A 14,547-nucleotide genomic window follows, 5' to 3' on the forward strand; every position below is an offset into this window, starting at 1 on the left:
GCCGTGGTGGTGCGGTGCAGGCCTCAGGAGGCGACGGCGGTCAGGGTCTGCCGCAGCGCGGCGAGCAACTCATCGCGGGTGAAGGGTTTGTTCAGGACGACGGCGTCGGTCTCGATGAGTCCCTGCTCGTTCATGAGGGGTTCGGCGTATCCGGACATGAACAGGATCGGGACGTCGGGCCGCAGGGAGGACAATGCGACAGCGAGTTCGCGTCCGTTCATCACCGGCATGACGACGTCGGACAACACCGCGTGGATCGGGCCGTCGTACTGTTGCGCGAGGGCGGCGGCCTCCTGACCGTCGGCGGCCATCAGGACGTGGAAGCCGTCCTTGCGCAGGATCCGGAAGATGACCTCGCGAAGGCCGGCTTCGTCCTCCGCCACCAGAACGGTGCGATCAGTCGTGCCCGGTGCGCCCGCCGCCGGTGCGGGCGGGGACGCCGCCAGGCGCGGGGCCGGCAGGTACAGGTGCGCGGTCGTGCCCCGGCCGGGCTCGGATTCCAGCACGAGGCGCCCGCCGGACTGGCGGACGATGCCGTACGAGGTGGCCAGCCCCAGTCCCGGTCCGGTGCCCTTGGGTTTGGTCGTGAAGAACGGTTCCATCGCCTGATCGAGGGTCGCCGGTGACATGCCGGTCCCGTTGTCGGTGACCCGCAGGTGGACCAGCCGTTCGGTGCCGGCGACGTTTGTGGTTGCGATCTCGAGGGTGCCGCCGGTGGCCATGGCTTCGACGGCGTTGATGACCAGATTGCTCAGCGCCTGACGCAACTGGGCGACGTCACCCTTGACCGCTTGCAGGTCGGTGGCGAGGTCGACGGTGACCGTCACGGTCCCCGCGACCGGGGTGGGCACCAGGTCGACGATCTCGCGCACGATGGCATTGAGGTCGACGAGAACCGGTTTGATCACCTCCTTGCCGCCGAAGGTGAGCAGTTGGTGGGTGAACTCGGCCGCCCGTCGTCCGGCGTGACGGATGCGGTCGACGTCGTGGCGCATCGCGTCGGAGCAGTCCTGGGTGAGCACCGCACCGGTGGCATCGTCGAGGGATTCGTCGATGAAGTCCGTGAACGACAAGATGATGTTGAGAAGGTTGTTGAAGTCGTGGGCGACGCCGCCGGCCAGCCGGGCGAGGCTGTCGAAGCGGGCGGTCGCCTGCCGCCGCGCCTCACCGGCACGGTCGAGTTCGTCGATCCGGCGTCGCTCCTCGGCTTCGATCACGGCCGTGACGTCGTCGACGGTGATGACGGAGCCGGTCACCGTACCGTCGCCGCCGAGGATCGGCCGGCCGAGCACGGTCAATCGCCGGTAACGCCCGTCCGGGTGGGCGAGGTGGCAATCACGGCGCTGTTCGCCGGCGGTGGCCGGATCGCTGTCCCCGGTCACCAGGGTGCGCAGTCCGGTGCCCAGGCAGGTCAGCCAGCCCTGTCCGAGCAGCCGGTCGCCCGGCCAGCCGGTGATCTCGCGCGCACCGGGGTTGACATACGTCGCGTGTCCGGCAGGGTCGGTGATGATGATGCCGACCGGCGAGGCGTCGGCCATGGCGGCGAAGCGGGCCTCGCTCTCGTCGAGGGCGTCGGTCTTCTCCAAGAGCTTGGCGTTGAGCACGTCGATGTGCTGGGCCGTCTGTGGCGCATGCAGTCGTGGTCCGGTCGCGTGGAAGTCGCGCAGCGTCGCGGCGATGGCGTCCAGCAGCTCATCGGGTGTCGCGGCCTTCTCGACGACGCGGGCGACGCCGAGCGTCTCGGCGAGCGGGCGGACCTCGTCCTGGCTGTAGTTCGCGGTGTAGAAGATCAGCGGTATGTCGGACGTCTCCGGGATGGCGCGCATCTCTTGAGCGAACTGAAATCCGTCGATGCCTGGCATGAGCATGTCGGTCAGTACGACGTCGGGGTGCAGTGACCGGGCCAGTTCCAGTGCCTGCCGGCCGTCGGAGGCCTCGACGACGTCGTAACCACCCTCGCTGAGGACCTCCCGGGCGACCTCGCGGTTGGTGGCACGGTCGTCCACGACCAGCACGGTGGTCATCTGTCACGTCCCGCCCGCGCCGGTTCGCGCGGTGGCCGTGGGCTCAGGGTCGCTTCCGGCCGGGAGCGTCAAGGTGAAGGTGCTCCCATGGCCGGGGCTGCTGGACATGGTCACCTCGGCGCCGATCAGTTGGGCGCGCCGCCGCGCCAGGTAGAGCCCGAGGCCGGCTGCGGTGTCGGGCGCCGATTGACCGCGTACGAAAGCTTCGAAGATCGTCGGTTGGTCCTCGACCGCTATGCCGCGACCGTCGTCGGTCACTTCGATGGATGTGGTGTCGGTCAGCGCGTGCGCACGGACACTCACCCGGGTGGCGGATCCCGCGACCAGCGCATTGGTGATCAGCTCGACCAGGATCGGCCTGACCAGGCCCGGATCGGTGCGAACGACGACGGCGCCCACGGTCGTGTCGCGTACCTCGGCCGTGGCGCCGACCGCCGCGGCACACATGCCGATGGCGGCGGCAATGACCTGCTGAAGGTCGGCGGCCGCTTTGGTGCAGTGGATGCGCCCGGATTCGATCCGGGATATCTCCACCACGTTGTCGACGACGGCGATGCCCGCGCGGGCAGCTTGTTCGATCATCCCCAGCCGGCGCAGCTCGTCACCGGTCCCGCTCGCGCCGGCGGCCCGCCGCGCCAGGATCGCCGCGAGTCCCGCGATCCCGGTCATCGTGCCACGTAGTTCGTGGCCGATCCGGGGCGCCAGATCCGGGGGGAGCCAGCCGGCGGCCGGCAATGCGGCATTGCGCGGGGGCGGGGGGCCACAGATCACCGTCAGGCTGCCCTCGCCCGCGGCCCCGCCGAGGTCGCGGACCGCCGTGGCGGTCACCACGAATGGCCGTCCCGGGCCGCGGAAGCAGGCGAGGGTTCCCGTCCACGCCGGAGGCTGCTCGGAGGCTGCGGCAAGACCGTCGAGCAGCGAACGGCGGCCTTCTGCCGTGACCAGCGGCGGACCGAACAGGTCGGCAGCCTGGATCCGCTCCGCTCCCGCAGGGATGTCAAACAGCAGCCGCGCCCCTTCGTTGTAGGAGTTCACGGTGCCGTCGGCAGTGATGCTCACGACCGCGTGGCCGGCCACCGGAAAGTTCAACCACACATGGTCCGGCGTCGCGAGCCGTTCGGCGGCAGTCGAAGACCTTGTCACCGGAGCTCCCCTGGCCTGGACGGAAACGACCTAATTTTGCCAGCTTAAACACCTTTGCTGATGAAAAAATACATAGTTGGAAATATGCCGGAGTACCCGATCGACGTCCGTGGCCGTGTGCCACGACTGCTCGCCACCCAAGCCGCGGCGGCCGCCATGGTGGTGGGCTTCGTGGTGCTCAGCGGCTACGCGACGGGGGTGCGGGCCCTTGTCCAGGGGTTCGACGGCTGGCCACCGACGCCACCGTTGACGGCCGCCCAATTGGTAGCGGCGGGCCTCGGCGTGGTGCTGGTCCTGCCGGGCAGGTGCCGCCGGCTCCGCCATGGCCTGGGCCGTGCTGCCGGGGCACTGGTGACGACGATCGCCGCCACCGTGGTGATCGAGTACATCGTGCGGGTCAGGCTCGTTGACGCCGTGTTGTTCCCGCACCGGGTCCGGCAGTGGGCTGTCAGCGACGTGCCGGGCCGTCCGTCGCTGCACATGGCGGCCGGGCTGCTCCTGGTGGGGCTCTGCATCTTTCTGTCCGACACTCATCTGATCAGGAACCGGCTGGCCGGTCGCCTGTTGGCCCCGGCAACTCTGCTGGTCGGTATCTCGGCGGTCCTCGGTCATGTGTACGGCGCCGAGTGCATCCGGTGGGGAAGCGCGCAGTTCCCCGGGACGTCGCTGCTGGCCGGAGTCGGCTTGTTCATCCTCGACCTGGGCGTCGTGCTCAGTCGCCCGGACCGGCCACCCGGCGACGTGTTCACCGGGCGCGGCCCGGGCGGCCGGACGATGCGCAGGCTGGCGCCGTCGGTTGTCGCGGTCCTGGCAGTCGCGGTGCTGGTGACCGCCGTGGGCCGTACCACCGTCCCGATCGACGCGGGTCTCGCGGTGACCGCGGCGACGGGCATGGTCATCGCCGCCCTCTACCTGTTGTTCGTCAGAGCCGGGACCGCCATGGACGCCGCGGACGAGAAACTGCGCGCCGAGCGGGACTACGTGCAGACGGTGCTCGACTCGCTGCGGGAAGGTGTCATCACCATCGGCGCTGACGGCGAGGTCCTTCAGGTGACCACGCGGTGGAGTGAGATCACCGGTTACCCGGCGGACCAAGCGCTCGGTATGCGCTCGCCGTTTCCGTGGTGGCCGCCCGAGCGGGCGGCGACGATGGCCGAGCTGATGGACCGGCAGCCGCCTGCCGGCCAGGCGTGGGAGATCGACACGGAGATCCTGCGGCCGGACCGCACCCGGGTCAGTGTGCTGCTCACCGTCTGTCCCGTTCGGGCCCACGACGGTGTTTCCCTACGAACGATCACCTGCCGTGATCTCACCGAACGCAAGGCGACCGAGGCGCAGCATCGGCGCGTGGCCGACCAGGTCGACCGCTTCTTCGAGATGTCCGGCGACCTGCTGTGCATCGCCGGCCGCGACGGCTTCTTCCAGCGGCTCAACCCGGCGTGGGAACGCGCTCTCGGCTTCAGCGCCGAGGAGCTCATGAGTCGTCCGTACCTGGACTTCGTGCATCCGGACGACGTTCACCGCACCGCCGCGGACGCCCGCCAAATGATCACCGGAAGCCCCGGCGCTACCGGCTTCGAGAGCCGCTTCCGGTGCCGCGACGGCACGTATCGGTGGCTCAGCTGGAGCGTGACCCTCGCGGACGGCGACACCATGATCTACGGCGTCGCCCGGGACATGACGGCGCAGCGGGCAGCGGAACACAACCAGGCGTTCCTCGCCTCGATCATCAGCGGCACCGACGACGCGGTGATCGGCAAGACGCTGGACGGAACGATCGTCAGCTGGAACGACGCCGCCGAACGGATGTACGGCTACCCGGCCACCGAGACCATCGGCCGATCCATCCGGATGCTGGCGATGCCCGGACACTTCGACGAGATCGACGAAATCCTCAGGTCACTGCGTGACGGCGGGCCGGTGGTGCACCGGGAAGGTGTGCGACGCCGCGCCGACGGCAGCCGGCTTCGGGTCAGTCTGACCATCTCGCCGATCCGTGACCAGGACGGCACTCTCGTCGGCGCAGCCTCGATCGCCCGCGACGTCACTGCCCAGGTCGCCGCCGAACAACGATTCCGAACCCTGGTCCAGACCGCCCCGGACGCCATGATCATCGTTGACGGATCCGGGATGATCACGTTGGCCAACGACCAGACCGGGCGGCTCTTCGGATACCCCAGCGAGGACCTGATCGGTCTCTCGGTCGAGCAGCTGATGCCGCAGGGTGCTCGCAACCGGCACGTCCGGCACCGGAAGGGATATGTCGCCGCGCCGCGCAATCTGCTCATGGGCTCGGGAATGGAGCTGTACGGCTTGCGCCGCGACGGTACCGAATTCCCCATCGAGATCAGCCTCGCCCCGCTGCACACCGATGAAGGGATCATGATCTCCGGTGCGATCCGGGACATCAGCCAGCGCCGTGAGGTCGAGCAGGCGCTGGCCAGCGCGCGCGACGACGCGCTGGCGGCGGCGAAGGTGAAGTCACAGTTCGTGGCGATGGTCAGCCATGAGATCCGGACCCCGATGAACGGGGTCATCGGTCTCACCGAGCTGCTGCTGAGAACCGCCATGAGTGCCGACCAGCTGCGCTACGCCGAGGCGATCCGCACCTCCGGCCGGGCCCTGCTGACCGTCATCAACGACATTCTCGACTTCTCCAAGATCGAATCGGGGAAGATGCAGCTCGTCGCGGCCGATTTCGATCTTCCTGAACTGCTGGACGCGGTGATCGAAGTCGCCGCCGAAGCCGTACGGGACAAAGACATTGACGTTCTCTGCTACCACCCGCCGGAACTTCCCGCGACGGTCCACGGCGATGGCGGGCGGCTACGCCAGACACTGCTGAACCTGGTCGGCAACGCGGTGAAATTCACCCAGCACGGACACGTGATCCTGTCCGCCGTACCCGCCCGCCCCGCCGGGGACGACACGGCGCGCATCGTCTTCGCGGTCACCGACACCGGTCTCGGCATCGCTGCCGAGAACCTGCCGAGGTTGTTCGAACCCTTCACCCAGGCCGAAGCCTCCACCAGCCGGCAGTTCGGCGGCACCGGGCTCGGCCTGACGATCAGCCGGCAGTTCGTCGAACTGATGGGCGGCGAACTCACCGCCCAGAGCACCCTCGGGCGAGGCAGCACGTTCACCTTCACCGTTCCGCTCCCGGCGGCATCGCAGCCGGACCGGGACACTCCGGCACCGTTCGCCGCCCGCAGACTCCTGGTGATCGATTCGCAACCGACCCGCCGTCAACTCGTCGCCGAACACGCCCGGCACTGGGGCATGACCGTCACCGAGGCTGCGAGCACGCCGCAGGCGCTCACCGAGCTGCGCCACGGGTCAGCTGATTTCGTGCTGGTCGACGATCGCGCGCTGGTGGGAGCGGACCACCTCGTCCAGAAATTGAGATCGGCCATGGCCGCCGGCGATTGCCACCTTGTCGTGCTCGCCTCGCCGAGTCATCAGTCCGACGCTCCGGCGCTGCCTGACCTCGGTGCCCACCTTCTTACCAAGCCTTTCGGCACGCAGCGGTTGCGCACCGTCCTGCACGAGGCGGACACACCGGATGTGCGGATCGCGGGCGACGTCCAGACTGTCACCACCCGTGCCGCAGTCCCCGGTGAACGCGTTCGCATCCTGCTGGCCGAGGACAACAAGATCAACCAAATGGTCGCCGAGGACCTGCTCGACCTGCTCGGCTTCGACTGTGATCTCGCCCAGAACGGTGCGGAGGTCTTGGCGCTCACGACGACACACACCTATCGGGCCATCCTGATGGACTGTCACATGCCGAGAATGGACGGTTACCAAGCCACCGCCGCACTGCGTGAACGCGAAGTCCCCGGCGAGCACATTCCGATCATCGCCATGACCGCCGGTGCGCTGGCAGAGGACCGGGAACAGTGCTTCGCCGCGGGCATGGACGACTACCTCAGCAAACCCATCGACTCCGAGGCGCTGCGGGCGGCACTGGAGCGGTGGACGGCGGGAACGCTGCCAAGCGTCTGACGGCCGAGACCTGACGGTTCAACCCCGCCGCGGCGGTGCGGCGTGCGAGCGGTGCCGTTGCGCCCACTCACTCACCGGTACGGTGATCAGCCCGGCCGTCGCGATCAGGCCGCCGAGCACGAGCCACCCCACCATGCCGTGCCCGAGGATCAGTCCGGTCAGCGCGACCGGGCCGAGGATGCGGGCCAGCGGGATGCCGCTGTTGTACATGCTCTGGTAGAGCCCGTGCCGCCCCTCCGGCGTGAGAGCGAAGCTGATCTCCCAGCTCCCGGCGGACTGCAGCATCTCGGCGAGCACCTGCAGCAGGGTGCCCGCCACCAGGGCCACACAGATCAGCCACGCGGCGCCGCCGCCCGCGGTGGTGGCGAAGACCGCGCAGGCGGCGAACATCACCAGTCCGGCGGCCCGTACGGTCCGCGCGGCTGTCGGCACGTCGGTGACCCGGCGTGCGACCCGGACCTGGAACACCATCACGCTGGCCGTGTTGATCGCCAGTACCGCCGCGGCCATCCAGGTGGGCGCGCCGGTGGCCTGGGCGATCCACAACGGCAGGACCAGGCTCAACAGCGGCATGTAGAGCAGCATCACGGCGTTCAACAAGGCCAACATCGCGTACGGGCGGTCCCGCAGCACCACCCTGGCGGGCTCCACGCCCGGTTGCGGTGCCGTCCCGGCCGGGAGCCGGCTCAACAGCAGCGCGGCAGTCGCGAACGCCACCGCGTCCATGGTCAGCACCACTGTGTAGCCGGCCCGGGTGTCCACCGCCAGGGCCAGCGCGCCGACGAGCGCGCCCAGGGCCAGGCCGCCGTTGCTCCACGACTGCAGCCGGGCGCGGACCCGGGTGCGTTCGGCCGGTGCGATCAGCCCGCTCAGCAGCGCCTGCCGGGCGGCGGTGAGCCCGGACTGACAGATCCCGTACGCGCAGATCGCCACCAGGAAAGCGGCGTAGCCACGGGTGTACGGCAGCACCGCCACGGCCGAAGCCGTACCCGCGGCCAGGACGACCGCCGCCCGGTGCGCCCCGATCCGGTCGACGAACTCACCCAGCGGCATGCTGCACAGAAAGCCCGCCGCCCAGGCCAGCGACATGCCCAGTCCGAAGCTGGCCGGGGACAGCCCGGCATGGCGGGTGAAGAACAGCGCGAACGTGACCAGGAAGGCGCCGTCGCCGACGGCGCTGACCAGGTACACACGGATGAGCGTGGTGGCGATCAATCTGCCTGCCTTCGGCCGGGGACGACATGTCGGCCTCCACGCTCGGCCCGCCACGGTCCCGTCACAAGGTCCAATACGCGCCGATCCGATCAAGCCATTCTCGACAGGCCGGAGGTTCGCCGGCGACACGGCCGGTCGCCGCACGTCGCGGGCGCGCGGCGCAGGAGGTCGGCGGCGAACTGCTCGGTGTCCGAGCGTGCGGGCAGACCGGCCTCGGCGAGCGCCCCGCGCAGCCGTTCGAGCCGGTCGTGGATCGCGTCGACGTCCTCGAGCCGGTCGGTGGCGCGTTGCAGGGTGATGTCGCGCCAGAGTGCTTCCATGATGTCGCCGAGGGCGGCGCCGTCGCGGTTGAGCACCAGATAGACGAACGGTTCGAGCGCCTTGGTGCGCAGGCCGCGCACCGGGGCGCCGTCCGGGCCGAGGATGGCGGGCCGGCCGAGCACGCGGGCGCTCCGCGATCGCTCGGCACCCACCTGCCGCTCCGGCCAGCGGGTACCGCGGTTATCGTGGCGGCCGTGGTGCTGTGCCACCGAGTCCGCGAACCCAGGGGAGGCGATCGATGACGAGTCCGAGCCCTCTGCCCGGCGCGGGACGGGGCCCAGTCGGCGGTCTGTACGCCTGGCTGCTGGACGGATCATTGGACGCCACCGGAGCGCGGGAGCTGCTTCCGGAGGACTACACCGTGCTCGACGTCGCCACCGCGGTCGTCCGGGTCGCGGTGCGCACCGGTGACGGCAGCAGCGCCGGACCGGAGGGCGTACTCACCGTGCTGCGTGCCGTGCGCGACGCGGACCGGGCGGAGCGGGCTGCCCGGGCACTGGCGAACGACTGGCACCTGGAGGACTACCGGTTCGCCGGGTGGGACCACCTGCCGTGGTCGCGTTCGCGTACCGCCCGCTACCGGCTCACCCAGGTCCGGCGCGTCGTACCGCAGCAGCAGGGACGCCGCTGGGCGCTGACCGCCGGGCCGGTCGTCCCGGACCTGCCGGGGGCGAGCGCACGGACCAGGGTCCTGCGCGCACGGTGGGCCGGGGAGAACGAGGAGATCCAACAGGCCGGCGGCGTGTTCGATCGGCTCGTCGCGCGGTTCGCCGGCCGGGCACTGGATCCGGTCCTCGACGACCATCGGGCCGTGGTCGCCGGCGCCCGGCACCGGGCTCACGACCTGGCGCAGCTGGGCCGGGACCTGTCCCTGCCCGCTGTCGGCGCCCGCCAGGACGACCTCGTGGAGATCTTCGCGCGGCTCGGCGAGTGCCGCCGGATCGTGGTGAAGGCGATCAGCCAGGTTTCTCAGTTGTACCTGCAGGTGGTCGGCGACCCGGGGCCGGCCGCGCTGGAGGCCGCCGAGCGGTTGCACCAGGTCGGTTCGGCGCTCGCCGAACTCACCGTCCCGCCACCGCCGGGAACCTGACCGCCGGCCGTGGTCAGACCGTCCTTCGCGCGGACTTGATAGCCGCCGCGCGGGCCAGGGCTGAGCATCGCCCGGGCAATCACACCGGACGGCGGCGGTCGCGTGGTGCTCCGGTGGTGCTCGGATGTGCCGGGCCGGACGAGCGCGGGGGAACTGGATCAGCACAGCAGGCTTCGGCGTTCGCCGATTCCCCGCTACCCGTACGGATCAGATGATTTGTATCGCGGTAGCTGTCAGCAACCGAGACCGGGCATCTTCTGCGTTTCGCCGACGCGACCGATCGGGTCATACGTCCTCTGGTCGGTCGTCCCAGATGACGTCGCGGAGCTGGCCGCGCTGGGTGATGCCCAGTTTGGGGAAGCTGCGGTAGAGGTGGGAGCTCACGGTCCGCGGGGACAGGTAAAGCTGTTCGGCGATTTGCGGGTTGGTCATGCCTTGGGCGGCCAGCCGCAGGACCTGCTGGGTGCGGGGCGAGAATCCGCCGAGGGTGTCACGTCGGGGTGCCGGTGCTGTGACACCGGTGGCCCGCAGTTCTTCGCGGCCACGATCAGCCCACACGGCTGCCCCGAGGCGGTCGAAGATCTGGATCGCGGGGGTCAGCTGGGTTCGGCTGTCGGTGACGCGGCGCCGGCGCCGGAGCCATTCGCCGTACTCGAGCCGGACCACGGCGTGTTCGAACGCCCACCGATCGGCGTCCGGCTGGCCGAGCGCGGCGTGAAAGTGCTGCTCGGCGTCGGCGGGCGATCCGAGGTGGGCGTCCGCACGGTGCCACAGCTGCCGCAGCCGCGGGGAGGCGCCCTGGCCGGCGAGCCGTCGGATTCGCTGCGTGACGGTGCGTCCGATATCGCGCCGGTCGGTGCGGGCCGCCGCGACGGCGAAGTCACCCACGTAGTACGAGCATAGATGCGGGTGAACGGGGTTGCCGATGTCGTCGAAGAGCGGCCGCAAGGCTGTGTACGCGGATTCGTGGTCGCGCCGGGCGAGTGCGGTCAAGCCGGTCGCCCAGCGGGCGCGGACGGTGAACGCCTGGATCCGGGCGGCCACGCTGTGGTTGAGGATCGGCTGCAGCAGCCGGTCGGCCTCGGCGGTGTCGCCCGAGGCTGCGGCCAGCGAGCCGAGCACGATTTGGGCGTTGGTGACCGAGATCTGCGCGGGCGCCTGCCGGGAGTCCTCGACGAGGGCGGCGGCGCCGGTCCGGGCCTCCGGCCATCGTCCGGCGTCGAACAGTGCCCAGGCCCGGTCGGCCGCGGCGGTGCCGGCCATGACCCGGGCGGCGTCGGCGCGGTCCGGGTGGGCGACGGCGTCGAGCAGGTTGATGGCGATCTCGGTGGCATCGACGCGCATCGCGAGGGTCGCGGTCAGGTTCTGCTCGGCCGGGTCGCCGCGCAGCGCGGCGATCACCGACGGCAGCAGTGCGCGGGCGCTGTCGGCCTGACCGAAGGGATCCAGCACCCAGCGGATCCACTGCTGATAGACGGTCAGCGGCGCTGAGGCCGGTGGGCAGACAGCCGCGAGCCGGCGGTGGTGGTCCGGACGGTTGGTGTAATAGGCGATGTGGGCTGCCACAGTCAGCAGGTAGAAGGCCTGATCGCCGGCGGGCAGCTGATCCGGCGACGCCGGCAGGACCTGCTCGAACGCCTGCTCCATGCGCAGCGTCATCGAGGCCGCTGTCCCGGCGAGCTGGTCGAGCCAGGCCTGCCCCACCGGGTCGTCGGTGAGGGTGGCGGCCCGGGCCGCCACGTCCTGAGCGCGGACGACGTCACCGGCGACGAACGCGACCACGGCGGCGACGCTGAGCCGCCGGCCCTGCTCGTGAAGATCCGGGCTGAGCTGGGCGGCGCGTTCGAGACCCGCGACGGCTTCGGTGAGAGCGCCGCGGAGTCGCGCGCGCTCGGACGCGGCTTCGAGCAATGCCGCGGTCTGTTCGTCGGGGCCGACGGCCGCTGCGGAGAGGTGACTGACGCGCCGGTCGCTGTCCTGTTCGACGCGGGCGAGGGCCAGGTGGACGGCGCGGCGCTCGGCGAACGGGGCTGCCCCGTAGACAGCGGATGCGACGAGCGGATGCCGGAACTCCAGCCGCCCGTCGTGCAGCCGGATCAGGGCGGCCTGTTCGGCGGGCGCCCAGACCGCGTACGGCTCGGCGAGCGCGGCCGTCATCGTGGACAGATCCGCGGTGCCCGCCGCGGCGGCCGTCAGCAGCGCACGTCGCGTGGGTTCGGGCAGGCCGGCCAGCTGGGCGGCGAAGGCGTCCTCGACCCGGCGGCTGACAGGCGGCCCGTCGCCGGTCACCACCCGAGGCAGTTCGACGAGTGCCAGGGGGTTGCCGGCTGCCTGCTCCAGCACCCGCGCCCGCAGCGATTCGGGCAGTACTACTGGCTGGCGGGACAACAGTTCCGCGCTGTCGGCCGGGCCGAGCGGTTCGATCCGGAAGCTGGGCAGTGCCCGTTGCAGGCCGGCCGGTACCCGATCGCCGCGTACGGCGGCGAGCAGTGCGATCGGTTCCCCTTCCAGCCGGCGTGCCAGGAACGCGAGGACGTCACAGCTGGCCGGGTCCATCCACTGCAGGTCATCAGCGAGCAGCAGGATGGGGCCGTCGTCGGCCAGCCGGGAGACCAGGCTCAGAAAGCCCAGCCGCAGCATCATCGCGTCCGGTGGCTGGGCTTCGCCGCCGCCGGTGGCGGGCTCCGCCTCGCCGAAGGCGGCGCGGACAGCTGCCCGCTGAGCGTCGGCGAGCCCGTCGGCGAGTCGTAGCGCCGGCCCCAGCAGTTGGTGCAAGGCGGCGAACGGCAGACCGATCTCGCCCCGGTCGCCGCGACTGCGTAGCACCCGGCGCCCTTGGGCTCTGGCCTGGTCGGCGATGGCCTGCAGCAGCAGCGTTTTGCCGACTCCGGCGTCTCCGAGCAGGACGAGTGCCTGGCCCTCCGGTGATTCGGGAGCGAGTGCAGCGGTGATCAGGTCCAGCTCGCGTCGTCGGCCGATGGGCTCGCCGGCGACGTGCATAAGTCCGTCCATGGTTGCTGACGCTCCCGGTGCCGCCTTGATCATCTGAGCCCCAGCGTAGTGCCGAGACTCAGAGCATCGGCCGGTCGCCTTCGGCACTGTCCGGCTGCGCGACGTTCCAGTGCTCGGCGATCCGGTTGCCCTCGAACCGGAAGAGGTCCACCACGATGATCGACGGTGCGCCGTCCGCGGTGAGTCGTCCGTGGGCCACGACCATGTCCCCTTCGGCGATCATCCGGACCGGCTCCCATCGACGGCCCACAGCGCTCATCGCGAATGCGCGTAGCCCCTCATGGCCGTCGGCGGGCAGGGCGTGGTCCCGGTGGCCCGGTGTCCAGTAGCGGTCCAGATCCGCGATCCGGCCGGCCAGCAGTTCTCGCATCGCCTGCCGGGCGATCTGCTTGCGCACCGTGGTGCCGGCACCGGGCGACGGCTCGGTGTCGTCCGTACGCCGCAGCGAGCCCGTCATGACCAGGCACCTCCCGTCCGGTAACGCCAGCGTGGCGCGCACCATCGCGTTCACGAAGTCCTGCATCTGCGTGACCGTCGCACCTGCCCGGTTCTGCCAGGTGGTGAAGTACAGACCCGGCCGCACCTCGGCCATCGTGACGTCGACTCGTTCCCGTTGCCCGGCGACCGCGATGCCGCCGCCCTCCAGAACGGTGACGGTAAGCGCTGAGGCCGACTCGAAGTCGAGCAGCAGGACCAGTTCCCCCAGATCGCTAACGTACTGATGGCCGAAAACGGCGTCGGGCACGGCAGCTCCGTTCAAGAGTGGGGAGCCTCAGCCTCGCCGAGACGCGACCGCCGCGCACCCGACGACTGACTGCATTCCGCGCCGCGACAGGTGCAGTCAGTCGTCGGGTTCCAAGAAGCCGTCACCTTTCTAGCGTTGATCTATGCAAAACACGTCAGACCTTGCTCAGATCGAACAGGCCAACTCTTCCGGTCTCCAGCCGGTCGTCTTCGTTCATGGACTCTGGCTGCTGCAGAGCAGCTGGGACCGGTGGGCCCAGTTGTTCGCCGAGGCCGGCTACGCCCCGGTGGCCCTGTCCTGGCCGGACGACCCGGACACCGTCGCCGAGGCCAACGCCCACCCGGAGATCATGGCCAACAAGACCATCGGGCAGATCGCCGACCACCTGGCCGGCCTGATCGGCAAACTCGACTGCAAGCCCGCGATTGTCGGCCACTCCTTCGGCGGGCTGCTCACCCAGATCCTCGCCGGCCGGGGCCTGGGCGTGGCCGCGGTGGCGATCAGCCCGGCGCCGTTCCGCGGCGTGCTGCCGCTGCCGCTGTCCGCACTGCGCTCCTCGGCCCCGGTACTGACCAACCCGGCCAACGTCCACCGAGCGGTCCCGTTGACCTACGAGCAGTTCCGCTACGCATTCGGCAACGCGGTCAGCGAGGACGAGGCCAAGGAGCTGTATACGACGTATGCCGTGCCCGCGCCCGGCGCACCGCTGTTCCAGGCTGCCACCGCGAACTTCAACCCCTGGACCGAGGCCAAGGTCGACACCGCCAACCCCGACCGTGGGCCGCTGCTGGTCGTCTCCGGCGAGTTCGACCACACCGTGCCGTGGGCGATCGCCAACGCCTCCTACAAGCAGCAGGCGCACAACCCGGGCCTGACCGAGATCGTCCGCATCCCGGACCGTGGCCACGCGCTGACCATCGACGCCGGCTGGCGGGAAGTTGCCGGTACCGCCCTGCAGTTCATTCAGCGCTTCGTCTGACCATCCTCCCTGC

10 protein-coding genes are annotated in these 14,547 nt (G+C 70.2%); 3 read left to right on the forward strand and 7 right to left on the reverse strand.

What is annotated here, in order from left to right:
• Window positions 1-23: 23 nt before the first annotated feature.
• The 3 genes from Apa02nite_RS27985 to Apa02nite_RS27995 form a co-directional block, all read right to left on the reverse strand.
• Entirely contained in the window at window positions 24-2,024 is a 2,001-nt protein-coding gene (locus tag Apa02nite_RS27985) for an ATP-binding response regulator (protein ID WP_203827643.1), read from the reverse strand.
• A 3-nt stretch (window positions 2,025-2,027) separates the two neighbouring features.
• Window positions 2,028-3,167 carry a sensor histidine kinase gene (locus Apa02nite_RS27990; protein WP_203827644.1) on the reverse strand — a complete coding sequence of 380 codons (1,140 nt, stop codon included), beginning with the start codon at window positions 3,165-3,167 and terminating at the stop codon, window positions 2,028-2,030.
• A 608-nt stretch (window positions 3,168-3,775) separates the two neighbouring features.
• Window positions 3,776-4,066 carry a hypothetical protein gene (locus Apa02nite_RS27995; protein WP_203827645.1) on the reverse strand — a complete coding sequence of 97 codons (291 nt, stop codon included), beginning with the start codon at window positions 4,064-4,066 and terminating at the stop codon, window positions 3,776-3,778.
• A gap of 82 nt (window positions 4,067-4,148) precedes the next feature.
• On the opposite strand from Apa02nite_RS27995, the gene Apa02nite_RS28000 reads away from it, so the two are divergent.
• Complete coding sequence (locus Apa02nite_RS28000) at window positions 4,149-7,172, forward strand: PAS domain-containing hybrid sensor histidine kinase/response regulator (protein ID WP_203827646.1); 3,024 nt, start codon at window positions 4,149-4,151, stop codon at window positions 7,170-7,172.
• Window positions 7,173-7,190: 18 nt separating this feature from the next.
• Here the strand turns inward: Apa02nite_RS28000 and Apa02nite_RS28005 are convergent, their stop codons facing one another.
• Together Apa02nite_RS28005 and Apa02nite_RS28010 are read right to left on the reverse strand one after the other, a co-directional pair.
• The gene (locus Apa02nite_RS28005) at window positions 7,191-8,387 is read right to left on the reverse strand and encodes an MFS transporter (RefSeq protein ID WP_203827647.1); all 1,197 of its coding nucleotides are present in this window, start codon (window positions 8,385-8,387) and stop codon (window positions 7,191-7,193) included.
• 89 nt (window positions 8,388-8,476) lie between these two features.
• A complete protein-coding gene (locus tag Apa02nite_RS28010; protein ID WP_203827648.1) occupies window positions 8,477-8,830 on the reverse strand; it encodes a hypothetical protein in 354 nt (117 codons plus the stop codon).
• Between the two features lie 116 nt (window positions 8,831-8,946).
• Here Apa02nite_RS28010 and Apa02nite_RS28015 point away from each other — a divergent pair, with 116 nt between their 5' ends.
• Entirely contained in the window at window positions 8,947-9,798 is an 852-nt protein-coding gene (locus Apa02nite_RS28015) for a hypothetical protein (protein WP_203827649.1), read from the forward strand.
• 285 nt (window positions 9,799-10,083) lie between these two features.
• On the opposite strand, the gene Apa02nite_RS28020 is transcribed toward Apa02nite_RS28015, so the two are convergent.
• Entirely contained in the window at window positions 10,084-12,810 is a 2,727-nt protein-coding gene (locus Apa02nite_RS28020; RefSeq protein WP_203827650.1) for a helix-turn-helix transcriptional regulator, read from the reverse strand.
• A 58-nt stretch (window positions 12,811-12,868) separates the two neighbouring features.
• Window positions 12,869-13,555: a nuclear transport factor 2 family protein gene (locus Apa02nite_RS28025; RefSeq protein ID WP_203827651.1), complete on the reverse strand. Its 687-nt coding sequence runs from the start codon at window positions 13,553-13,555 to the stop codon at window positions 12,869-12,871.
• Window positions 13,556-13,697: 142 nt separating this feature from the next.
• Between Apa02nite_RS28025 and Apa02nite_RS28030 the strand changes: the two genes are divergently transcribed.
• Entirely contained in the window at window positions 13,698-14,534 is an 837-nt protein-coding gene (locus tag Apa02nite_RS28030; protein WP_203827652.1) for an alpha/beta hydrolase, read from the forward strand.
• The last annotated feature ends 13 nt before the right edge of the window (window positions 14,535-14,547 follow it).

Source organism: Actinoplanes palleronii (assembly GCF_016862315.1).
GTDB lineage: Bacteria > Actinomycetota > Actinomycetes > Mycobacteriales > Micromonosporaceae > Actinoplanes > Actinoplanes palleronii.

Coding starts and splice junctions, on each gene's coding strand:
- Apa02nite_RS27985 (WP_203827643.1), bottom strand. CDS start 2,024: ATGACCACCGTGCTGGTCGTGGACGACCGTGCCACCAACCGCGAGGTC.
- Apa02nite_RS27995 (WP_203827645.1), bottom strand. CDS start 4,066: ATGACCATGCCCGTCGCCGCGGTCACCGCGAGACCCGCGTCGATCGGG.
- Apa02nite_RS28015 (WP_203827649.1), top strand. CDS start 8,947: ATGACGAGTCCGAGCCCTCTGCCCGGCGCGGGACGGGGCCCAGTCGGC.
- Apa02nite_RS28020 (WP_203827650.1), bottom strand. CDS start 12,810: ATGGACGGACTTATGCACGTCGCCGGCGAGCCCATCGGCCGACGACGC.
- Apa02nite_RS28030 (WP_203827652.1), top strand. CDS start 13,698: ATGCAAAACACGTCAGACCTTGCTCAGATCGAACAGGCCAACTCTTCC.